Source organism: Pontibacter amylolyticus, from assembly GCF_014638845.1.
GTDB lineage: Bacteria > Bacteroidota > Bacteroidia > Cytophagales > Hymenobacteraceae > Pontibacter > Pontibacter amylolyticus.
The window spans coordinates 388,112-409,715 of the sequence record NZ_BMFP01000003.1 but is presented as its reverse complement, the minus strand read 5'-3'; the positions used below and the strand labels follow the sequence as shown (position 1 = coordinate 409,715).

Sequence of the window (21,604 nt, the reverse complement as noted above, 5' to 3'; positions counted from 1 at the left end):
GAGGGCGTGAGATGTAAGCTCTTAGTGAAAGACTTCCCAACTGGCTTTATACCCTTATGGTCCCCTCAAGGGGATAGTCTCGTGTTATCCATTTTTCAACTTTTTAACTCCTAAACTCCCCAACTCCTAAACTCCCTCAAACCCATCATTCAACCACAGCAACACCCCCGCCGTCACCACCAGATTCAGCAGCGTCAGAGGCAGCAAATACTTCCAGCCGTACTCCATCAGTTGGTCATACCTAGGGCGCGGCATGGAGGCGCGCAAAAGGATGAAAATGCCAAGGAAGAAAGCTGTCTTTAGGATAAACCACACGATAGGCGGCAGGAAATCCGGTCCGAGCCAGCCGCCGAAAAACAGGACCACCATCATACACGAAATCAGGGTAATGCCCATATATTCGCCGATGAAGAACATGCCGAATTTCATGCCGGAGTACTCGGAGTGAAAACCGGCGATCAACTCACTTTCCGCCTCCGGAATGTCGAAGGGCAGGCGGTGGGTTTCGGCTATACCTGCGATGAAAAAGATGACGAAGCCTATGATCTGTGGCACCACGAACCACATGCCGCGTTGCGCTTCCACAATGGTGCTGAGATTGAACGAGCCCGCCATCAGCACCACGCCCATCAGCGACAGGCCCATGAACACTTCGTAGGATATCATCTGCGCCGCGCCACGCATGGCACCCAGCAAACTGTACTTGTTGTTGGAGGCCCAGCCACCCAGAATAATGCTGTAAGCTCCCATCGAAGACATCGCCAGAAAGAAGAGCAAACCGACATTCAGGTCTGCCACGACAATGCCCGGCGCGAAGGGAATCACGACGAAGGACATCAGCACTGTGACGACCACGATGGCCGGGGCTAGTATGAACACGGGTTTGTCGGCGAAAGGCGGAATCCAGTCCTGTTTGAAGAACAACTTGATGGAGTCGGCGGCCACAATCAGCAAGCCGAAGGGCCCTGCTCGGTTGGGTCCATAGCGGTCCTGCAACAGAGCCAGCCCGCGTCGCTCGACCCAGATGAGCAGGGCCGCCACGTTCAGCATGACGAAGAGCACGCCGCCGATAATCAGTAAGTAGTTTGGGGTTGCTGTTTCCATTTGAGTTCTCGGTTAAGTGTGGCCCAGGCAGGCAATTCGGCATAAGGTATACCCGGCAATCCGGCAGGCATGCCCGCCGTGCCGCTGCGTATAAGCGTACTTATTTTCACAGGCAGTTGGTATACCTGCCCTTCGATGGTGAAGCTCAAACTTTGGCCCACCTGTAGTTTCATCTGGATGGCGTCTGCTTCGTTGAGCAAGACATAAGGCTCCGGCGCCCGCTCCACAATCGGCGGGGAGTACATGCTGAGTTCTTCGGAACCGAAAATGTGGTGGAGCGGCAGCATGTACAGATGGCCTTCCAGCGGCTGGAATTTTTGCGGAACCGTCTGGGTATAGGGTGTGGTATGGCTGGTGTCCGGTTTGATTAAGCGCAAACCCGGGTCTCCGCCTTTGAGGTGTCCGCCTACTTCCTGCTGGTACTTGTTGGTAGCTTGTACGGAGTTCCAGCCCGGTGCCCAGAAGAATGGAATGATGGACGAAGGCGGTTGTCCGCGGTAGCCTTCCATGGTATAGGAAAGCGGCGCGTCGGGGTCCACCGGCGGTTTGGGTTCGTTCACGTTGATGTTGGCTAGCATGGCGGTGCGGCCGCTGAAACGGTGCGGTGCCCGCGGTATTTTCTGACCGGCAATGCGGAAGTCGGTGCCCGGCGCCACAGCGTCAACCCCTTTAAACTCCGGCATTTCTTTCACCATGGCCTGCAGCACGTCGTCGAAGCCGTGCCAGTGACTGATGCGGTCGTGTGCGAGAATGGTGCCCAACTCGCCCAGCCAGCGCCAGCTTTCCTGCAGGTCATCACCCGTCGGGTATACCTGAAAGAAGCGCTGTGCCCGGCCTTCGTTGTTGATCAGCGTTCCGTCTGACTCGGCGAAGGTGCCCGATGCCAGTAAGATGCTGGCTTCTTCGGTAGTGGCATTGTGCAGGTGGTCCAGCACGATCACGTTCTTGCATGTCTTCAGGAAATTGGTCACCATACCTGCGTTGGCCCGTCGGTAAAGGTCGTTTTCCAGGATGATGACTGTATCGGCATAGTCGTTAAGTATCGCCTCGAATGCCGACTCCAGTCTGTGACCGCCCAGCATGGCGAAGCCCATGCTGTTACACTCAGGCAAGGTGAGCACAATGCCCGCTTCTTTTTCTTTCGCTACCAGCGCATTGGTAATGTTGGCCGTGGCCATGAGTACCCGTTCGCTGCCGCAGTGCGTGCCGGAAATCACCAACGGTTTTTTCGCCGCCATCAGGGCATCGGCAATCTGTCGTGCCAACTGGATTTCGTTTTCGTTCAGCCCAGTCACTTCCGGGAAATCAGCATGGATAAAATTGGCCACCGCGAAACCCAGTCGCGCAATAGCGTCCGGGGAATCGTTGTAGGTATGGGTGGCGATTTCGTCGAGTTTAGTGTTGTGGATGGTGGCGATGAAGAGCGGGCCCATTTCGTCCTGCATGAGTTCGCGTACGGCGGCATCCTGCCACACCGGTATGTTGGCTTTGGAAATGTGCTCCAGCGAAGGCTGTTTGCGCACCGATTGCCGCACAGCCAGCGCCAGCATGGGAGCGGTGTTGGTTAAATCTTCACCCAAAATGAACACGGCGTCGGCTTGCTCCACTTCCCGCAGCGATGGGGTTCGGGCGGCACCTTCTTTCAGAATCTTCAGTGCCAAACATACCAAGTCATGCTCGGTGTCAGAAACACCGTGATGGAAGTTGTCGTCGCCCACTAGTGTCTTCAACATAAAATTCGATTCCAGCGAAGCCCGTGGAGAGCCAATCCCAATCACACTGCCGGTCCGGAATGCCGCTGCGGCTGCCTGCAGGGCAGTCAATTTATCAGTGGCTTCGGGGAGTTTCGCCCGCACCAGCGGTTTGCGGATGCGGCCGACATGGTTCACATGCTCGTAGCCGAAGCGGCCGCGGTCGCAAAGGAAGTAGCCGTTCACTTCGCCGTTATATCGGTTGGTGATGTTGCGTAAGGTGCCGTAGCGTTCGCCTGCCGAAATGTTGCAACCAAGGCTGCAGTGGTGGCACACCGATGGCGCCATCGTCAGGTCCCATTTGCGGGTATAGTGTTGTTTCAGGGTCTTGTCGGTGAACACGCCGGTCGGGCAGACTTCCACCAGATTGCCGCTAAACTCGCTCTCCAATACGCCGTCTTCGTGGCGACCAAAATACAGGTGGTTGTGGGCGGCGAACACATCGAGGTCCTTGCCGCCTGCATAGTCTTTATAGTAGCGCACACAGCGGTAGCACTGTATGCAGCGGTTCATTTCGTGGTTGATGAACGGGCCGAGGTACTGGTTGACATAGGTGCGCTTGTCGAAACGATAGGCGCGGTAGTTGTGGCCTGTCATCACGGTCATGTCCTGCAGGTGACAGGAGCCTCCTTCGTCGCAAACGGCGCAGTCGTGCGGGTGGTTAGTCATCAGCCAGCCGATGATGTGTGCACGGAATTCCTTCGCTTCCATGTCGGCAATGGAAATGCGCATGCCGTCGCGCACCTGTTCCATACACGACATAAAGAGCTTGCCCTTGGTGTCATTTTCGTCCTTGTATACCTTCACGGCGCACTGCCTGCAGGCACCGATGGAGCCCATGGCCGGGTGCCAGCAAAAGTAGGGAAGGTCCTTGCCGAGGGTGAGGCAGGCTTCCAACAGGTTTTTGCCTGTAGGTACTTCGTAGGGTTTGTCGTCTATATAGATGGTTGCCATACTTTCGCTTTGCTCCAGGGACAGTGTTGTTCGTGAATGTGTCGTTCAAAATCTTCTCTGAAGTATTTCAGAGCGCTCTGCAGGGGTTCCATGGCGCCGGGGGCAAGGGCACAAAACGTGTTGCCGGGGCCGAGGTATTTGGTATGAAAGTCGAGTGTGAGGAGGTGTTCAGGCTTGCCTTCGCCCCGGTCGATAGCCAACAGGATTTTCTCTACCCATGGCAGTCCTTCGCGGCAAGGCGTACAGAAGCCGCAGGACTCCTGCGCAAAGAAATGCTGCAGGTTGTGCACAAAACCAACCGGGCAGGTCTGGTCATCGAGGATAATCATGGTGCCCGTACCCATGCGACTGCCGGCAGCCTGTATGGCGGTATAATCCATCGGCAAATCCAGATGCTCTTCCACCAGAAAATCCGTGGAAGCGCCACCCGGCAGAAGGCCTTTGAACAGGTAACCATCCTGCATGCCGCCGCCGTGTTCTTCAATCAGTTCGCGGATGGTGGTGCCCATGGGCAGTTCCCAGCAACCAGGTGTTTTCACGCGGCCGCTGATGCCGTATAGTTTGGTGCCGGCGTCTCCAGTTTTGCTCAGGCCTTTGAACCACTCCGCTCCGTTATTGATGATGTGGGGCAGACAGCAGAGCGTCTCCACGTTGTTCACGATCGTAGGCTTGCCAAACAAGCCACTCACCTGAGGGAAAGGCGGCTTGGCGCGTGGGTTCGCCCGCTTGCCTTCGAGCGCATTAAGCAAAGCCGTTTCTTCGCCGCACATATACCGGCCCACGCCGGTGTGCAGGTGCATGTCCAAATTGAAGCCTGAACCCAGAATATTTTCACCCAAGTAACCCGCTTCATAGGCTTCGTCGAGTGCCTTGATGATTTCTCGTGCCGCCACCTTGTAGGCCCAGCGCATGAAGATGTAGGAAATGCTGGCGTCGATGGCATAGGCCGCCACAATCATCCCTTCTATCAACTGGTGCGGATTGCCTTCCAGCAACACGCGGTCCTTAAAGGTGCCGGGCTCCATCTCGTCGGCATTAGCCACGAGGTATTTGGGCTTGGCCACTTCAGGTCCCATCGGCACGAAACTCCATTTCAGGCCGGTGTTAAAGCCCGCACCACCGCGCCCGCGCAGGTCGGAGGCCTTGACCAGATTCTGCACGTCGGCAGGGGCCATCTCTTTCAGGATTTTGCGCACAGACTGGTAGCCGCCCACTTTCTCGTACTCTTTGAGCGAGAGCGGTGCGCGTCCGGGGACAATGTGTTGGGTCAGGGGCTTCTCCATGGGTATGCCCGCTTGGGTTTTAGGTATACTTTTCCAGAATCTCGTCCAGTTGTTCCACCGTTAGGTCACGGTACAGATCGTTGTCAATCATAAGGGCCGGGGCTCGGTCGCAGGTGCCGAGGCAGCAATTGGGTAGCAAAGTAAAGCGGCCGTCTTCAGTGGTCTGGCCGTATTGGATGTTGAGTTTCTCGTAAAGGCGGTCGCGTATACCTTCGTAGCCCATCACCCAGCAACTGATGCTGTCGCACACCAAAATCACATGCCGCCCCACCGGTCTGCGGAAAATCAGGTTGTAGAAAGTAGCCACACTGTCCAGCTCCGCCGGCGACATGCCCACATAATCCGCCACATCTTTCAGGCTTTCGTCCGACACCCAACCATGGCTGTGCTGCACGATTTTCAGCGCTTCGATGCACGCATTTTTCGGTGATGGCACCAAGCTGATTTCGTGGTCGATTTTGTGTTTTTCTTCGGTGGTCAGCATGTGGATATATGGTTAAATTACTACATGGTTAAATGGTTGTTTTCCTGTTCAGGTATGGCGTCATCCCGTCTTCCCCTTTAGCTTCAGGCCAAAGGTCAGGCCGATGTTGAAGCCGCTCGTCCGGACTTTCGTTTGCCTGAATTCAGAGCGTTGGTTTTCAGGCTCAGGTAATGCTATACCCGTTTCATGTTCTGCTATAAAGGGACCAATCTCTGATTCTGGGGAGAGCCGGGTACTAGCTTTGATAGCTAAAAACCACTCTGGTCTATCTATAAGATGGGCCGTTTAACTGGCGTTAAACCCTACCAGCCAATTCGTCTGCGCTGCAGTTCGGCTATAACTTGCATCATCTTTTATATGATGCAGCAGAAGTGCCGGTCCTATACTGAGATAGCGTTTTCGGTTTTGTGAACCCAGCATATAGTTCAGCGAAGCTGACCAAATAGCGCTTCGTAGAAACATGTAATTTCCTATGCCTATGTCATCGTATCCATTTACTTCGATGTAGTCAACCAAACCTGTTTCTAGAGCAATGCCTTGACGCCCTTGCAGCCAGTAGTTGGCAGCTAAACTGAGTGTAGGAATTTTGCTGCTTTTTGGATGCTCCGTACTGCCACTACTAAACCAACCACCGGTTTGCGTATCACCTAATCCGGAAGCCCGCATCTGGTTTTCGATATCGCTTTGTGGCCCCATCAAGCCCACACCACCCGTCACGGACAGGTATAGCCGCTTTACCTGATTTTCATCAAGCTCCTGCGCCTGTAGCCCAATGGTCGCCAAACAAATCACTATGCAAAGCCCTATTTTCAAGTTTTACACTTTTGAAATCCTCAACTCTATTACTCCTAAACTTTCACCTATCAATATCCGCCAGTACATAATCCATGGCGCCCAGTATCGACAGCAAATCCGCTACGGTATAGCCACGTGTGATGTAGGGGAGCATTTGCATGTGCGGGAACGAGGGAGTGCGGATGCGTACCCGGTAAGGGGACGTGTTACCATCACTGGTCAAGTAGTAGCCGTTGGCTCCTTTGGTGGCTTCGATGCAGCTCATGGCCTCTCCCGGCGGTATCACAGGTCCCCAGGTCACACCCAAAAAGTGCGTAATGAGCGTCTCGATATCGTGCATGGTGTTTTGCTTAACAGGCGGAGTAGTGATGGGATGGTCGGATTTGTAAGGACCGGCCGGCATGTTCTTCACGCACTGCTCGATGATGCGCAGGCTTTGGCGCATTTCTGCTACCCGCACCACAGCCCTGTCGTAGCAATCACCGTTTGTGGCAGTGGGTACTTCGAAGTCGAACATTTCATACCCGGAGTAGGGGCGCATTTTACGGAAGTCCCACTCGAAGCCGCAGGCTCGCAGGTTTGGCCCGGTCACGCCCCATTCGATGGCTTCGTCTTTGGTGAAGATGCCGATGCCAACCGTGCGGGCTTTGAAGAGACTGTTCTTCATCACCATGTTATCGTATTCCTTGATGCGCTTCGGGAAGTAATCGAGGAAGCGCTGCACTAGTTGTTCCCAACCTTTGGGCAGGTCTTGCGCCACACCGCCGATGCGGAACCAGTTCGGGTGCATGCGACCCCCACAGATGCCTTCGATGATGTCGAAAATCTTTTCTCGGTCGGTGAACATGTAAAACACTGGCGAGAGCTGGCCTACGTCCTGCGCAAAGGTGCCATACCATACCAGGTGACTGGCAATGCGGAAAAGCTCGCACAACATCACCCGGATATACTTCACCCGTTCCGGCACTTCAATGCCAGCCAGTTTCTCCACGGCCTGCAGGTAGGCGAGGTTGTTCATCACGCCGCCAAGGTAATCTACCCGGTCGGTATAGGGGATGTAGGTATGCCAGGATTGGCGCTCACCCATTTTCTCAGCGCCACGGTGGTGGAAGCCAATGTCAGGTATAGCGTCCACAATATCTTCGCCGTCGAGCTGCAGGACGATGCGCAATACACCATGCGTGCCGGGGTGTTGCGGACCGATGTTGAGGAACATGAAGTCCGTATCATCGCTCTGCTTAGCCAGTCCCCATTCTTCGGGCTTGAACTGCAGGGCCGATTGCTCGAGGTCTATCTTGTCGTCATAAAGCTGGAAAGGCCCCATCTCGGTGGCACGGGCCGGATGCTCTTTGCGGAGCGGATGGCCGACCCACGTGCGCGGCATCAGAATGCGGGAGAGGTGCGGATGTCCTTCGAAGCGGATGCCGAACATATCGTATACTTCGCGCTCGTACCAATTGGCATTTTGCCAGAGTCCGCTGATGCTAGGGGCTTTCGGGAAGTCTTCGCGAAGGCCTGCTTTTAGTCTGATAAAGGTGTTGCGCTCAAAAGAGAAGAGGTGGTAAATGAGCGTGAAGCTATAAGGTATATGGCCGTTCTCGGGTTTGCGGGTGCGTTCGTCAATGGCCGTCAGGTCGAAGAGGAGGAGGAAGGGTTGGGGTAGGTCGTGCTTCAGGAATTTGAGCACTTCCGGCACATGGTCCACAGGAAGCCAGAGGGTGAGGATGTCATCCTTGGTGGGCTGCGTCTTGAACGTATCTTCGCCGTACCGCGACCGGAGTTGCTCCAGTATGCCGCTGTTGTTGTTCATGGGAGGAGGCTGTAAGAAGTTGATGTAATATGTTAAGTCATGTACTCTCTTTCTTTTTAATGCTAAGTTTATAACTATCTCTTGCTAGCGTTGCAACTGCAGTCGCTTATTGCTACTTACCTCGTTTCATTGCTTCGCCTGTGCGGCGGGCACTCACTTTTTTCCTTGATGAAAAAAGTAAGCAAAAAATCAAGACGATTTTGAACTCGCTGACCGCTCAAACAAAAAATCGTCAATTGTGCACCGGGCACCGCTTTCTGTTGCATTTTTCAAGTGCAAGAATGCTAGCTATGCGTGCCGGTGGACGATAGCTATTGCCACAATACTTATACCTCAAAGCATTGGCAGCCCAAAATCCCCTCTTGAGAGGGGCAGGGGTGTGTCAAGCGTTCACTAGAATCCTGTTGATCCTTAAATCTTGTAAATCCTTAGGGTAGGGGCCCTATACAAAGATTCAGACAGACTATACCCTGTGCACGATTCGGACAGGCCACGACCTGTCCCTACAGGTTTTTGTCTTCTCAACTCTTAAACTCTCAAACTCCTAAACTTCTATATTTCATCCGGCGACCTAAACTCATTCATCTGGCTCCAACGTTCTTTCTTGCCCGCTTTTACTTCTATTTTTTCCGGTCGGATCACCCCCTGATCGCCGATGGTCCAACTGAGGGGGCGGCGCTCTTTACCTACCCGGTCGGCCAGTAGCATCAGTCCTTCCATGAAGGCGTCTGGACGGGGAGGACAGCCGGGAACGTAAACATCCACGGGAAGGAATTTGTCGACGCCCTGTACCACGCTGTAGATGTCGTACATGCCGCCAGAGTTGGCGCAGGAGCCCATCGAGATCACCCATTTCGGCTCCATCATCTGCTCATGCAGGCGCTTGATGATGGGGGCCATTTTGATGAAGACGGTTCCGGCGATGATCATCACATCGGCTTCTCTTGGGGTGCCCCGGATAACTTCCGCCCCAAAGCGGGCCACGTCATACTTGGGCGTCATGCTGGTCGCCATCTCCACAAAGCAACAGCTCAGCCCGAAGTGGAAGGGCCACATGGAGTTCTTCCGGCCCCAGCCGATCAGGTCCTGCAGCGTGGTGAGCATGATGCTCTGCTGCACGGTCTCCTCGTAAGAGCTGGTGCCTGTCACGGCTTTGGCTGGCTCATCGGGTTTGCTTAACCACCATTTCATATCGTAGGGTGTTTCGTTACATTTTTCCCAAAAGCTTAATGCGATTAGGTACAGGCCTTATCAGAGTTTCTTTGTCCTTTGTCAAAAGCTCAGTTTAAGCTTGGCTTCTGCAGCATGCGCTTGTAGGCGGCCAATATTTTCTTTCCGTCCGGACCGAAGTCCAGCGCGCCGTTTCGCCACTCGTAGACCAGCACCACCACCAGCATGGCAATAAAAACGAGCACGCCGAAATAGCCATACCAACCCAATTCGGGGAAGGCAATGGCCCAGGCGAAAATAAAGATGGTCTCCACGTCGAAAATCACGAACATCATGGCGACCATGTAGAACTGGGAGGAGAAACGGATGCGGGCACCGCCTGCGCTCACGATGCCGCCTTCGTACGTCTCACCCATGGCGCGGCCGTGACCGCGCTGGCCGAGCACATAAGAAAGGCCCAATATCAGTAGTACCAGGCTGAGCACGATGGCACCATAGACCGCCAATGGCCACAGTAAAGTTGTTGTTTCAGCTGTTTCCTGCATGGTTTCTCCTAATCAATACTATCCGGGCTACTACTCGTGGTGCCCGGTTATATAATGCTCGAGGTCTTCGATAATACACTTTTGCTCATCGATCATGCACTTCACGATGTCACCAATCGACACCAGCCCTACGAGTTGTTGCTTGTCCATGACGGGCAGATGGCGGATATACTTTTCAGTCATCAGGGCCATGCACTGGTCGATGGTCGTGTCGGGTGTCACCACAACGGGGTGCTCACTCATGATTTCACGCACCAGGGTGTCGCGCGATGCCTTGCCTTTCAGAATCACCTTACGGGCATAGTCACGCTCAGTGAACATCCCGGCAAATTTGTCATGATCCATCACAATGAGTGCGCCCACGTTTTGAGCCACCATCTTTTCGAGTGCGCTGTAAACAGTGCTATCTGGGGAAATGGAGATAACCCTATTTCCCTTTTTCTGGAGTAAGTGCCTGACAGTTCCCATAAAACCTCCTGTATGCTTGTAATATATGCTTGAGTGATAGGGTGTTATACGAGAGTGTTTCAAAACCGGACAAAGAATTGTTTAAATAGTACTTAAAAATATTATAAACCCTGAATTTAGGGGTGTCACCTTCTCCTTCCTTGAACTGATGTTACGACTCAAAAAGAGGTATAGCCTATTATGAACAGACTGGTATTTATATAAGATTGGTTTGTATGTAATTCAAAACCAAGTAGATAGCCTTGCGTTATGAAGTGTAGATGAATTTCTGATTTCACTTTACCAAGTTTCACCTTCATTCGCACACAGCCATGGAACCGTTCATCATGCTCTTCAAAGACATCAGCTACAAAGACATCAGCAAAGTGGGCGGAAAGAACGCCTCTCTCGGAGAGATGTACAATCAGCTCAACCCGGAAGGTATACGCGTGCCCGATGGCTACGCAACCACCTCGGCTGCCTATTGGCATCTTCTGGAGCAGCAACATCTGAAAGCACAGTTAACAGAGGCGCTCGACAGACTGGACACCAGCGATTTCCATAACCTATCCGAAGTGGGCAAGCAGGCAAGAGAACTGATTCTGAGTACCCTCTTGCCGGAGGAGATTCAGGCAGAAATCGAGAAAGGCTATACCTATTTGAAATCAGCGTATGGCGAACATATTTCGCTGGCCGTGCGCAGCAGTGCCACCGCCGAAGACCTGCCCACCGCTAGCTTTGCCGGCCAGCTGGAAACTTACCTCAACGTAAGCGGCCTCCAGAATCTTTTCAGCGCCTGTCACCACAGTTATGCCTCTTTGTTCACGGACCGGGCCATCAAGTATCGGGTGGACAATGCGTTTGAGCACATGCAGGTGGCGCTCTCGGTAGGTATACAGACCATGGTGCGCTCAGACAAAGCCTGCTCGGGTGTGATGTTCACGCTCGATCCGGATACCGGGTTTGAGAAGGTGGTAGTGGTTTCTGGCTCCTGGGGCCTGGGGGAGAATGTGGTGCAGGGGGCTGTGAATACGGATGAATTCATCGTCTTCAAACCGATGCTTGACAAGGCAAGGCAATCCATCATTTCGCGTAAACTTGGCAGCAAAGCCAAAACCATGGTATACGCTGACAAAGCCGAGGGTGAATTGCAAAGCCCGGCTGATGCCATCATCAATCTAGACACGCCCGCGGAACAACAGGAGCAATATGTGCTGGCAGACGAAGAAGTGGTGCAGCTAGCTAAATGGGGCCTGCGCATCGAAGAGCACTACCAGCAGCCCATGGACATTGAGTGGGCCAAAGACGGCCTCTCGGGCGACCTCTTCATAGTGCAGGCCAGACCTGAGACAGTACAGAGCCAGCACAAGAACGCGGCGTTTTTTACAGAATATACCTTGCAGGAAAAGGGCAAAGTGCTCTGCTCAGGTATAGGCTTGAGTAACCGCATTGTGTCAGGTATAGCCCGCGTGCTGCACACCCCCGCCGAGAGCGATAAACTGCAGGCAGGCGAGGTGCTCGTAACCCGCAAAACCGATCCCGACTGGGACCCTATTCTGAAAAAAGCCAGCGCCATCATAACCGAACAGGGCGGCCGCACCAGCCATGCCGCCATCGTGGCGCGGGAAGTGGGCGCCGTGGCCGTACTGGGCACCAACGATGCCACCAAAACCATACGAGACGGGCAGGAGGTAACTGTATCGACAGCGGGTGGGGAGACGGGCTATGTGTTTGAAGGCAAACTCGCATGGGAAGAGAAAAAGACCGATATGAGCAAGCTCGGTAAGCCCCACACCAAAGCGATGCTCATTCTCGGGGATCCGGAACAAGCCTTTAAGTATTCTTTTCTGCCCAATGATGGCGTCGGGCTGATGCGGATGGAATTCATCATTACCAACTCCATCCAGATTCACCCCATGGCGCTCACACATTTCGACCAGGTAGAGAATAGAGAGGCCCGTGAAAAGATAGAGCAGCTCACACACCATTACCCAAACAAGGCCGACTATTTTGTCGACAAGCTGGCCGAGGCGACAGCGGTAATTGCAGCGGCCTTTTACCCCAAAGACGTGATCGTGCGGATGAGTGATTTCAAGTCGAACGAGTATGCCAACCTGGTGGGTGGCCGGCAGTTTGAGCCCGACGAAGCCAATCCGATGATCGGACTGCGCGGGGCCTCCCGCTACTACCATAAGCTTTACCAGGAAGGCTTTGAGCTGGAATGCCGGGCCATGAAAAAAGTAAGGGAAGAGATGGGCCTGACGAATGTGAAACTGATGATCCCGTTTTGCCGCACCGTGCAGGAAGGTGAGAAAGTGATCAGGCTGATGGCAGACCATGGGTTAAAGCGCGGGGAGAACGGCCTGGAGGTATACGTGATGGTGGAGATCCCAAGCAATGCCTTACTGGCCGAGGAGTTTGCCGCGCATTTTGACGGCTTTTCCATTGGCTCCAACGACCTCACACAACTTACCCTGGGGGCTGACCGCGATTCGGGTTTGCTCAGCGATATCTTTTCACCCTTTGATCAGGCGGTCCAGCAGCTTATTGTGATGACCCTGCAAAAAGCCAAGAAGACGGGTACCAAAGTCGGTCTCTGCGGCCAGGCCCCGAGTGACTATCCCGCCTATGCTGCCTTCCTGGTAGAGCATGGCATCGATAGCATTTCTTTTAACCCGGATGCTTTTTTCAGAGGGCTGGAAAACATGCTGGAGGCGGAGAAGAAAAAAGGGATGGCTTAAGTCCGGATGGCCTCTGCTAATAAAGCGTCGACCTGAATGCCATTGGATATGTGCGGAATCGTGTTGCAGGTGATGACCTGGGCAGCGCCTGCCTGAAGCAGGGCCTCATAGGCTCCCTCGGCGAAAACAGCGTGCACGCCAATGCAAACGGGTGCCTGTGGCGTAAGTTGTTTCAGGTGCTGCACCGTTTCGATCATGGTTCTGGCCGTGGAGATGATATCGTCGACCAACACGGGCGTATGCTGCTGGTAACTGGCCATTTCGGGTTGGGTCACCTGCACTTCACGGTCGCCGAGTCGTGTCTTGTTCAGCACCAGGTAGGGCGCATCCGCCAGTCCGGCCACCTCACTCACCCACTGCAAACTCTCTTCATCCGGACCGATCAGAATGGGCTTGTCGATGTGAGCCTTCACCCAGGCAGCTACAATAGGTGCGGCATGCAGCGCCTGTGCAGGTATAGCGTATAGCTCGTTCATGTGGTGGAAGCGGTGCAGGTGCGGGTCGATGGTGTAGAGCCTGTCTACGGTGCCCGAAAGCAGGTCGGCAAAATAGCGGGAAGTCACGCCTTCGCCGGGATGGAACTGTTTGTCCTGCCGCATGTAGGCCAGGTAGGGGGCTACCAGGCAAACTTCGGCTGCGCCTAATTCTTTCGCGGTGTTGGCCATGAAGTAAAGTGGCAGCAGCTTTTGATCCGGCTGGTGCAGTGTGCAGACCAGTACGACCTTCTGATCCTGCACATCCGACAGAATGCGCACGTAGCTCTCGCCATCTGGGAAACGGCGTATAACGGCTTCTCCACGCTCAGCCTGTAAGTGCACTGCTAATGCTGCAGCAAGGGCTTCGTTTCCGGGCAGGGCAAATACGAGGGTTTTCATGGGCTAACCAGTTCTACAATATGGCCTGAGCTATGCAGGTAATTAAGGGCGTAGCTTAGCTCACCCTGCGACTCGGAATAGATCGTGAACAGCAGCTCCCCTTTTTTCACATACCTGCCAAGCGGAGCCTGAAAGCGTATACCTGCACCCGGTGATTTCGGGGCACCCGCCAGCTTGGCGACTTTGGCGAGTTTCCGGTTGTCGATGCTGCGCACCACGCCGCTTGACATGGCCACTACTTCATGCTGTAAAGGTGAGGCCACAGGTTCCTGGAAACCTCCCTGCGCGGCGCAGATGCGGTAGAATTTTTCAAGTGCCGCGCCGCTTTGCAAAATCCCCATCGCCTTTTCAAAACCTGCCCCCTTAGGTGCCAGTCCAGCCACTTCGAGCGTCAAACCAGCCAGTTGTACTGCCCGGTCACGCAGGTCTGTGGGGGCGGCCGCTTCGTTGCGCAGCACCGACAAAACATCCAATGCCTCCAGGGCTGGTCCTATACCTTTACCCACAGGTTGGGTTCCGTCCGTGATCAGCACCTCCACTTCCATCCCGATCGCCAGCCCTACCGCCCGGAAGTAGTATTCCAGCAGGAAGGCCTCTTCCTTGGACCGCACCTTGGCTGTCTGGCCTACCGGAATGTCGATGACGGTATGCGTAGAACCCGCTGCTGCTTTTTTGGAGAGGACGGAGGCAATCATTTGCCCGGCACTGTCCACGTCGAGGGCTTTTTCCACTGAGATGATAATGTCATCCACCGGACTCAGCTTCACAGCGCCGCCCCAGGCCATGCAGCCGCCCTCTTTCTTGACGACTTCCTTTATTTGCTCCAGCGTCAGGTCAACCGGCGTCATGGTTTCGATGACATCGGCTGTGCCGGCAGGGGAGGTGATGGCTCTGGAAGAGGTTTTGGGTATAGTCAAGCCAGCGGCGGCAAGGATGGGTACCACAATCGGAGTGGTGCGGTTGCCCGGCAGTCCGCCCACGCAATGCTTGTCAACGACCATTTTTTCTTTCCACTGCAGGCGTGAACCGGATTCGATCATGGCGCGGGTGAGGTAGATCACTTCATCCAACCCCAGGTTGTCGCCGGAGCAAACGGTGACAAAAGCAGCGATCTCTATTTTAGAGTATAGGCCCTGCGTGATGTCTGCGATGATCCGTTGGATGGCCTCTTCGTTGAACTTCCGCCCGAACATCTTCGCCCGTACCTCGCTGAACGAAAGGATAGGCCGTAAATGGGTGACGGTGATCAGGTCGCCTTCCTGGGCATGCAGGTGCCGGAATCCCTCCTCGGAAAGCACGGCTTCCCCGGGTTGTATGATGTCGGAGGTGATGACGTTGAGCGTTGCGATGATATGGTGCGATCCATGGTTCACCGATACCCGCGTGTTGGCAGTGAAGCCCTCAGACCGACATACCTGACAGTCGGCCCGCATGAAAACGATGTTTTCGGTATGGGTGTCGATGCCCAGGCGGCGCAGGCGCAGTATGTTGGAGTTGCTGTCAGGCATAGCGTCCGTTGCAAAGGTCCTCCACTTCTTTCATCACGCGTTTGGCCCGTTCCTCGTTCAGACCAGCCCGGTGCAGGAGTTCCTCGTGGTGCAGCAGCTCACTGCACAGCACGATCTTCAGGTCCAGTAGCCGCTGTTTTTCCGCTTTGGTAAGCGTGGTTAAGGTGGTGAGCGGGTATAGTCGGTACGAGTCCACAATGTCTTTGAGGCCCCCTTTATGCGGATAATCCCAGCCAATTAGCTTCATTTGCATGCAGGACGCAAAGCGGATGGCGTCTTCGGTGAAGCGGGTGTTCGTCATCACCCAGACCTCATGAAAGCGAATTTCAAACTCATTCTCAGATGGCCATACCTTCTCCACGTCTTTGAAGCGGGAGTGGATGTACATCGGGATCTTTACATCAGATTTGTTGCGCTTCAGGTTGTGGTATTTGCATTCGATCATCACCCGCCTGCCATCCTTCACCGCCAGCACATCTATTTCGTGGCGCACACAGTGGCCGTCTATGAAAACACCGATCTCTGTCAGGTAACCCTGCGCGCGCAGGATTTCAGCCACAAACTTCTCAAAAGGAAAGCCGGAAGGACCCAATTCCATGATGCCCTGCTTTAAACTGTAGCGGGCAGCGGCCGTGCTGGAAATTCGCTTCAGGATGGCAAAGGCCTTGCGGTAAATCTTTTTGGTGGAGATGCCTGGCGTGAGTTCGGGTACCAGTTGGCGGATGACCTCGTCAGCCTGCTCCTCATCAGCCCCGGACTTGAGGAGCGAGAGCCGGAGTTTGCCTACAGAGAAAAGTACTTTCTCGCCTGAAGCTTTTGTCACGACCAGCTGGTCTAGTGTGTCCTTCATGGTGGGTGCTTGTTTAGGAATCAATTTCAGGAAAGCCAGGCAGATATCCAATTTATACCTGCCATACCTTTTTGAAATTAATCTTTCGAGATGCGCGACCAGATCTCGTTCACCGGAGCACCCGTACTGCTCTGGCCGGAGTGGTGCCAGTTGCCGTCTTTCACCTCAAAGTTAAAGCTAAGCGACATCCCCACCCGGCTGCTGTCCCGCGAAAAGAACTCGATGTTTTCGGTGTACTTGCCGTTTTCGGCGGTATAGGTGCCTCCGCCTGTGCCGGAGAACTGACCTGTTTCAGAGTTGAAGGCGATCCACTGGAAGCGGGTGCCGGAGAGCACCTTCAATGTCTTGCGCGGGCCGGGGCGCATAGTGTTCATCTGGCCGTCGCGCTCGCGGCCCGTAATGCGCCAGGTGCCCGCCAGCGGCGAGTTGCTGTTGCTTTCGTTGATGCGGTTCCAGGTGTCTGTCAAGCCGTCCCTGCTCAAAATCCACTGATCTTTTTTGAGTCTGTAGTTCGCCGAAGTGCTCGTGCCTACTTGGGTCGAATCTATGGTGTTGAATTCGTATTTGAATTCAAACCTTCCGTTGGATAAGGTATAGGTGCCACCGGTTGTGCCCAGAAACTGCTTGTTTTGCTGGTTGAACCGGGCAAACGTCATGAAGCCGTCTTGTACCAGCATCACCACTTCATTCCCTTGGCCGTCGGTTGTGCGCCAGGCGCCTTCCAGTTCCGTAGCCTGCTGCATGGCATGTTCTGTAGTTGTAGCTGTAGCAGCAGCAGTGGTGCTGGCGGCGGTGCCTGTTGCAACAGCGCTACTGCCAGATGATACAGTTTGGTCTCCATTGTTGGTAGAAGTTGCGTCAGTGCCGGCGCAGCTCATCAGGAGAAAAAAGGAGAGTCCTGCAGCGGAGGTGTTCTTCAGTAGTTTTATCATGGATGCTTGCGGTTATGGGTTTGACATAAAAAAGCCGCGCTATACCAGGTATAGGCGGCTTTGATATTGCGGTTACTTTATCTTAACGGGCAACTCCAGGTTTTCCCATCGCATCAGGATGCCGTTTTTACCGACCACATAGGCCAGTCGCTCGTGCATTTTAGCAGCTCTGCGGGGCTTGACCGTTACCCGTAGCGCGTCCTGCCGCTCGTCGTACTCCGTGCCCCACTGGCCGGTAGCTTTGTTGAAAATCACCGTCCAGCTGTTCTCGTTGGGGATGGTATAGAGGCTGTACTTGCCTTTGGCCAGGTGTCTTCCCTCGATCTGCACATCCTGGCTGAACTCGATCGTAGTGGCCTCGTTGGCCCCGGCGCGCCAAACTTTTCCGTAAGGGACCAGTTCTCCCCAGATCCTGCGGTTTTTGACGGCCGGACTGCTGTATTCGATGGTTACTAGGGCATCGCCGATCTTGCCAGAGGCGGTGGCCGGCGGGCTCGGGCGGTTATTCCTGTTGCCGTTCTGCGCCATTGTCAGCAAGGGAGCCAGCACCAGGATAGTTAGTAGTATATGACGGAAATAAAATGAAGTTTTCATAAAGCGATAAAAGGAATACCTGATTGGTTAGGCTAAGATAGTCAAAAGAATAGACTGGATTGCAAAAAAATAGTTTAATACTGCATCTGGTTTTATACGATAAAGCCCTACCAAACTGACTGAACGAAAGCGGTCCTGGCTTCTGTTACAGGTATAGCCTCAGAAAAAAAGCCTTTTTTCAGATCATGCATTTTATGTCCAGAAAACTTTATACCGGCATGGCTGGGTTGCTGCTGTTGCTGGTGTTCTTTTACGCAAAGGCGACAGGTATAGCCACTAACGTAGAGCCTCTTGTGCTGCGAGCCGAGAAGCTGCCGTTTACGCCCCGGGAGTTTTACATAGCCGATATTGTAGATGACCGCAGCGACCGCAAAGCAGTTGTCTACCTGCTGCCGGTGGGTGGCCAAGGCAAGGTACAGGCTGTTGATCTGCAGGGCGGCGCACCCGTTGCGCTGCGCACGTTCATCCAAAAAAGCCTGCCTGCAGACAAATCACTACGACCCATTATCATCCGGCTGAAGGAATTGCAGGTAAAGGAAACACCTGCGGCAGCTGGTCGTGTAGCAGGGAATGTTTCTTTGATCATGTCCTTTGAAATGGAGCGGGAAGGGGAGGCGGTGCCGCTGCTGCAGTACAAGGGCGGCGGACGCTACGAGCGGTCAGCCACACGAAACGAGGTGACAGAGCCCGCCATGCGCCAATCTATTGTAGAAGCTTTACGTTACCTCAATACCTGGATGGACCGCGAGGCCAACACCAATCCCAGGCTGGCCAAAGGTATAAAAGTGAGCTTTACGGATTATGCTGCCTCTGCCGACCAGGATACGGTTTTCTACGACCCGAACCGGCCGCTCAACTGGAATGACTTTCAGGCGGATGTCAACAAAACGAGTCGCTTTTCAGCTACTGTGTTTCCAAGTTTTGCCTACGAAGGCGAGACGGAGGTACGCGACGGCATCATTCACCTGAATCTGGACATGAAGGTATACGTGCTCAAAAGCTCATCCTGGGTAAAGGAAGATGCGAAAGATCCTTATGGCCTTAACCACGAGCAAAGGCACTTTGACATCGTAAAACTGGTGTCGGAGCGCTTTAAGCAGAAGATAAAACCCGAAGAACTCTCGCTGGCAGATTACAACAGCAATATCCAGTACCACTTCATCGAATCTTTCCGTGAGATGAACCAGATGCAGGACCAGTACGATTCCGAGACCCGCCACGGCCTCGACAAAGCGGCACAGGACAGCTGGAACCAGCGGCTCGACAAAGAGCTCAAGGCAATGGGAGTGAGGTAAGTTTAGGAGTTAAGGAGTTTGAGAGTTAGAGAGTTGAGGAGTTTGTGTAGCCTCAGTATTTATGTTTTCAAATACTTTGACTTTGCTCCCTACTCGTGTCAGACCAAGACATGCAGCCGTTGACTTTAGATTAGAAAGCCGTCGTACTAAATTCAGAAGGCCTGCCAGGTATACCTGGCAGGCCTTCTTTATAATTGTTTTGATAAACTCTTCAATTCTTCACTCTTCAATTCTTCACTCTCCACCTCCTAACCTCCTAACCTCCTAAACTCCTAAACTCTCAAACTTCTAGGCTCCTTTCCCATCCTGCACATAAAAGTTCGGGTCGATGGTCAGTTTGGTGCCGGCTTTAATTTTCTTGATTTCTTTCCAGTTGGTTGTCGGCTCCAGCCAGGTTTCGACGCCGTTCAGGTATACCTTCACCGGCATATCGAATCCTTCCACGGCATTGGCCCAGCGGTACGTGAGTTTTTTCTTCTCCACCCGGTATTCCAATTCAGGTATGCGGATGTCGCGCAGGTACTGATCGAAGAAGCGGCTCAGGTCACGACCCGTGTGCTTTGACAGGTAATTCTCAATCTGCTGCGTAGTCACCGTTTGGTGGTAAAAGTCGCGGTTCAAGCCCCGAAGGATGCCGCGGAATTTCTCATCGTCGTTCACGATCTGGCGCAGGGTGTGCAGCATGTTAGCTCCCTTGTTGTACATGTCGCCGGAGCCAGCGTGGTTCACATTGTAGTGGCCTATCAGCGGACGGTCGTTCTTGATGCTGGCTCGTTTGCCGATGGTGTACTCGTTTCCTGCCTGCGTGCCGTAGTGGTAATCCAGGAACAGCGACTCCGAGTAGGCGGTAAAGCCTTCGTGTACCCACATGTCGGCCACGTCTTTGTAGGTGATGTTGTTGGCAAACCACTCGTGGGCTGACTCGTGTATGATGATGAAATCGAACTTTAGTCCCCACCCGGTGCCGCTCAGGTCGCGGCCGCGGTAGCCGTTCTGGTACCCATTGCCGTAGGTCACTGAGCTCTGGTGTTCCATCCCCAGGTAGGGCGCTTCCACCAGTTTGTAGCTGTCCTCATAAAAAGGGTAGGGCCCGAACCAGTGCTCGAAGGCCTGCAGCGTGCGCGGCACCTCCTTGAACTGCTCTTTTGCTTTCTCCAGATTATCACGAATTACCCAGTAATCGCAGTCCAACACCCCTTTCTCGCCCTGGTATTTCTCGCCGAACTGCACATAGTCGCCTATGTTGATGTTCACGCCATAGTTGTTGATCGGGTTGGTGACAGCCCAGTGGAAGGTACGGGTGCCATTGGGGTTATTATCGATGCCGCGCAGCCTGCCATTCGACACATTGGTCAGTTCCTTGGGCACGGCCACACTGATCAGCATGCTGTCCGGCTCGTCGTACATGTGGTCTTTGCAAGGCCACCACAGACTGGCACCGTCTCCCTGGTTGGAGCTGGCGATAAAGGGTTTGCCGCGCTCATCGCGCTTCCAGGTGATGCCCCCGCTCCAGGGCGGATTCTCGCTAACCTGCGGCTTGCCGCCATAGTATACCTCCACTTCGTTTTGAGCGCCCTTTTGCTGCGCGTCCACCAACTGTACAAAATAAGCGTTGCCTTCCTGCCGCACATTCAGCTGCTTTCCGTTCTGCATCACCCGTTCCATACGCATAGGAGGCTGCAGGTCGATTTGCATGATCTGGTAAGGCTCCTGCACTTTATAGCGGATGGTGTTTTTGCCGTGAATGCTGCTGTCCGCCGGATTCACACGGATGTCGAGGTGGTAGTAGGTGAGGTCCCACCAGGCCCGCTCGGGGGTGATGGTACCCCGCAGGGTGTCCTGGCGGGTAAAGGTGGGAGCTTTCTGCTGCGCCTGCGTCTCCAGGCTGCAGAGTCCCAGCAGAAGTACAACACCGGTAAGTGTGCGCCTGGCCGATAGGTTTTTCATAGGTATAGCTTTCATTCAGAAAGCTTAAATTAAGAAGAATTTCGAAAAAGAGCAGCCTATGGTCCGTCAATTGTCGCGCGGACAGGTATAAACGACAAAGGGCCCCGCATGATGCGGAGCCCTTTGCTTGATTTACGCTTTATATATAACCAGACTAAGCCAGTTTCACATTTACCGCGTTTAGTCCTTTTTTGCCTTCTTTCACTTCGAATGTTACTTCGTCGTTTTCTCTGATCTCGTCGATCAAACCTGTTACGTGTACGAAGTATTCTTCGTTTGTTTCACTGTCTTTGATAAAACCGAAACCTTTGGTTTCATTAAAGAATTTTACTTTTCCGTTACTCATGATATGTTATTGTTAATACATGTTAGACACTGCATAACGGTAAAACGTTCATAGTATGTTGCAACTTTTTGCAAAAAATTTTAAAATATGCTTCTGCGCACGCTCAAGGCCTATTATTTTTTTCAATTTGGTTTCTCGCTTGCATAGTCGTTCAGAAAAAGGCATAAAAAAAT

The 21,604-nt window shown here is 53.6% G+C and carries 18 protein-coding genes; 2 read left to right on the top strand and 16 right to left on the bottom strand.

Going from position 1 to position 21,604, the window contains the following annotated elements; translation table 11 throughout:
• Window positions 1-126 precede the first annotated feature (126 nt).
• The 9 genes from nuoH to IEV97_RS09860 all read right to left on the bottom strand — a co-directional run bounded on the left by nuoH (window position 127) and on the right by IEV97_RS09860 (window position 10,364).
• A complete protein-coding gene (gene nuoH / locus IEV97_RS09900; protein WP_188501351.1) occupies window positions 127-1,104 on the bottom strand; it encodes an NADH-quinone oxidoreductase subunit NuoH in 978 nt (325 codons plus the stop codon).
• Window positions 1,074-3,809, bottom strand: coding sequence for an NADH-quinone oxidoreductase subunit NuoG (nuoG, locus tag IEV97_RS09895; RefSeq protein ID WP_188501350.1), 2,736 nt, complete (start codon window positions 3,807-3,809; stop codon window positions 1,074-1,076). Before nuoG ends, nuoH begins: the two co-directional genes overlap by 31 nt.
• Entirely contained in the window at window positions 3,791-5,092 is a 1,302-nt protein-coding gene (gene nuoF / locus IEV97_RS09890) for an NADH-quinone oxidoreductase subunit NuoF (protein ID WP_188501349.1), read from the bottom strand. The genes nuoG and nuoF overlap by 19 nt, the downstream gene beginning before the upstream one ends.
• Window positions 5,093-5,111: 19 nt before the next feature.
• Window positions 5,112-5,576, bottom strand: a complete 465-nt coding sequence (gene nuoE, locus IEV97_RS09885) for an NADH-quinone oxidoreductase subunit NuoE (RefSeq protein WP_188501348.1) — start codon at window positions 5,574-5,576, stop codon at window positions 5,112-5,114.
• 285 nt (window positions 5,577-5,861) lie between these two features.
• The gene (locus IEV97_RS09880; protein ID WP_188501347.1) at window positions 5,862-6,389 is read right to left on the bottom strand and encodes a hypothetical protein; all 528 of its coding nucleotides are present in this window, start codon (window positions 6,387-6,389) and stop codon (window positions 5,862-5,864) included.
• 43 nt (window positions 6,390-6,432) lie between these two features.
• Window positions 6,433-8,181, bottom strand: a complete 1,749-nt coding sequence (gene nuoC / locus IEV97_RS09875) for an NADH-quinone oxidoreductase subunit C/D (RefSeq protein ID WP_188501346.1) — start codon at window positions 8,179-8,181, stop codon at window positions 6,433-6,435.
• 552 nt (window positions 8,182-8,733) lie between these two features.
• Window positions 8,734-9,372, bottom strand: coding sequence for an NADH-quinone oxidoreductase subunit B (locus IEV97_RS09870; RefSeq protein ID WP_188501345.1), 639 nt, complete (start codon window positions 9,370-9,372; stop codon window positions 8,734-8,736).
• A gap of 89 nt (window positions 9,373-9,461) precedes the next feature.
• Window positions 9,462-9,896, bottom strand: coding sequence for an NADH-quinone oxidoreductase subunit A (locus IEV97_RS09865; RefSeq protein ID WP_188501344.1), 435 nt, complete (start codon window positions 9,894-9,896; stop codon window positions 9,462-9,464).
• Window positions 9,897-9,926: 30 nt separating this feature from the next.
• On the bottom strand, window positions 9,927-10,364 hold the full coding sequence (locus tag IEV97_RS09860) for a CBS domain-containing protein (protein ID WP_188501343.1): 438 nt from the start codon (window positions 10,362-10,364) through the stop codon (window positions 9,927-9,929).
• 311 nt (window positions 10,365-10,675) lie between these two features.
• Here IEV97_RS09860 and ppsA point away from each other — a divergent pair, with 311 nt between their 5' ends.
• Window positions 10,676-13,084 (top strand): phosphoenolpyruvate synthase, encoded by a 2,409-nt coding sequence (gene ppsA, locus IEV97_RS09855; RefSeq protein ID WP_188501342.1) that lies wholly within the window; start codon window positions 10,676-10,678, stop codon window positions 13,082-13,084.
• On the opposite strand, the gene IEV97_RS09850 is transcribed toward ppsA, so the two are convergent.
• The 5 genes from IEV97_RS09850 to IEV97_RS09830 form a co-directional block, all read right to left on the bottom strand.
• A complete protein-coding gene (locus tag IEV97_RS09850; protein WP_188501341.1) occupies window positions 13,081-13,959 on the bottom strand; it encodes a ribose-phosphate pyrophosphokinase in 879 nt (292 codons plus the stop codon). The genes ppsA and IEV97_RS09850 overlap by 4 nt on opposite strands.
• Window positions 13,956-15,467: a thymidine phosphorylase family protein gene (locus IEV97_RS09845; protein WP_188501340.1), complete on the bottom strand. Its 1,512-nt coding sequence runs from the start codon at window positions 15,465-15,467 to the stop codon at window positions 13,956-13,958. Before IEV97_RS09845 ends, IEV97_RS09850 begins: the two co-directional genes overlap by 4 nt.
• On the bottom strand, window positions 15,460-16,317 hold the full coding sequence (locus IEV97_RS09840) for a restriction endonuclease (protein ID WP_188501339.1): 858 nt from the start codon (window positions 16,315-16,317) through the stop codon (window positions 15,460-15,462). The genes IEV97_RS09845 and IEV97_RS09840 overlap by 8 nt, the downstream gene beginning before the upstream one ends.
• Window positions 16,318-16,394: 77 nt before the next feature.
• Window positions 16,395-17,249, bottom strand: coding sequence for a DUF4488 domain-containing protein (locus IEV97_RS09835; protein ID WP_188501338.1), 855 nt, complete (start codon window positions 17,247-17,249; stop codon window positions 16,395-16,397).
• A 72-nt stretch (window positions 17,250-17,321) separates the two neighbouring features.
• On the bottom strand, window positions 17,322-17,843 hold the full coding sequence (locus tag IEV97_RS09830) for a DUF2911 domain-containing protein (protein ID WP_188501337.1): 522 nt from the start codon (window positions 17,841-17,843) through the stop codon (window positions 17,322-17,324).
• Between the two features lie 194 nt (window positions 17,844-18,037).
• On the opposite strand from IEV97_RS09830, the gene IEV97_RS09825 reads away from it, so the two are divergent.
• Window positions 18,038-19,138 carry a hypothetical protein gene (locus tag IEV97_RS09825; RefSeq protein WP_229733886.1) on the top strand — a complete coding sequence of 367 codons (1,101 nt, stop codon included), beginning with the start codon at window positions 18,038-18,040 and terminating at the stop codon, window positions 19,136-19,138.
• A 288-nt stretch (window positions 19,139-19,426) separates the two neighbouring features.
• On the opposite strand, the gene IEV97_RS09820 is transcribed toward IEV97_RS09825, so the two are convergent.
• Together IEV97_RS09820 and IEV97_RS09815 are read right to left on the bottom strand one after the other, a co-directional pair.
• The gene (locus IEV97_RS09820) at window positions 19,427-21,085 is read right to left on the bottom strand and encodes a M1 family metallopeptidase (protein ID WP_188501336.1); all 1,659 of its coding nucleotides are present in this window, start codon (window positions 21,083-21,085) and stop codon (window positions 19,427-19,429) included.
• A 154-nt stretch (window positions 21,086-21,239) separates the two neighbouring features.
• Window positions 21,240-21,431 carry a cold-shock protein gene (locus IEV97_RS09815; protein WP_007659836.1) on the bottom strand — a complete coding sequence of 64 codons (192 nt, stop codon included), beginning with the start codon at window positions 21,429-21,431 and terminating at the stop codon, window positions 21,240-21,242.
• Window positions 21,432-21,604 lie beyond the last annotated feature (173 nt).

Excerpts from the sequence above, each read along its gene's own strand:
- IEV97_RS09825 (WP_229733886.1), top strand. The coding sequence starts at position 18,038 with ATGTCCAGAAAACTTTATACCGGCATGGCTGGGTTGCTGCTGTTGCTG.
- IEV97_RS09840 (WP_188501339.1), bottom strand. The coding sequence starts at position 16,317 with ATGAAGGACACACTAGACCAGCTGGTCGTGACAAAAGCTTCAGGCGAG.
- IEV97_RS09865 (WP_188501344.1), bottom strand. The coding sequence starts at position 9,896 with ATGCAGGAAACAGCTGAAACAACAACTTTACTGTGGCCATTGGCGGTC.
- nuoH (WP_188501351.1), bottom strand. The coding sequence starts at position 1,104 with ATGGAAACAGCAACCCCAAACTACTTACTGATTATCGGCGGCGTGCTC.
- IEV97_RS09830 (WP_188501337.1), bottom strand. The coding sequence starts at position 17,843 with ATGAAAACTTCATTTTATTTCCGTCATATACTACTAACTATCCTGGTG.
- IEV97_RS09835 (WP_188501338.1), bottom strand. The coding sequence starts at position 17,249 with ATGATAAAACTACTGAAGAACACCTCCGCTGCAGGACTCTCCTTTTTT.
- IEV97_RS09845 (WP_188501340.1), bottom strand. The coding sequence starts at position 15,467 with ATGCCTGACAGCAACTCCAACATACTGCGCCTGCGCCGCCTGGGCATC.
- nuoC (WP_188501346.1), bottom strand. The coding sequence starts at position 8,181 with ATGAACAACAACAGCGGCATACTGGAGCAACTCCGGTCGCGGTACGGC.
- IEV97_RS09820 (WP_188501336.1), bottom strand. The coding sequence starts at position 21,085 with ATGAAAAACCTATCGGCCAGGCGCACACTTACCGGTGTTGTACTTCTG.
- IEV97_RS09860 (WP_188501343.1), bottom strand. The coding sequence starts at position 10,364 with ATGGGAACTGTCAGGCACTTACTCCAGAAAAAGGGAAATAGGGTTATC.
- ppsA (WP_188501342.1), top strand. The coding sequence starts at position 10,676 with ATGGAACCGTTCATCATGCTCTTCAAAGACATCAGCTACAAAGACATC.
- IEV97_RS09850 (WP_188501341.1), bottom strand. The coding sequence starts at position 13,959 with ATGAAAACCCTCGTATTTGCCCTGCCCGGAAACGAAGCCCTTGCTGCA.
- nuoE (WP_188501348.1), bottom strand. The coding sequence starts at position 5,576 with ATGCTGACCACCGAAGAAAAACACAAAATCGACCACGAAATCAGCTTG.
- nuoG (WP_188501350.1), bottom strand. The coding sequence starts at position 3,809 with ATGGCAACCATCTATATAGACGACAAACCCTACGAAGTACCTACAGGC.
- nuoF (WP_188501349.1), bottom strand. The coding sequence starts at position 5,092 with ATGGAGAAGCCCCTGACCCAACACATTGTCCCCGGACGCGCACCGCTC.
- IEV97_RS09815 (WP_007659836.1), bottom strand. The coding sequence starts at position 21,431 with ATGAGTAACGGAAAAGTAAAATTCTTTAATGAAACCAAAGGTTTCGGT.
- IEV97_RS09870 (WP_188501345.1), bottom strand. The coding sequence starts at position 9,372 with ATGAAATGGTGGTTAAGCAAACCCGATGAGCCAGCCAAAGCCGTGACA.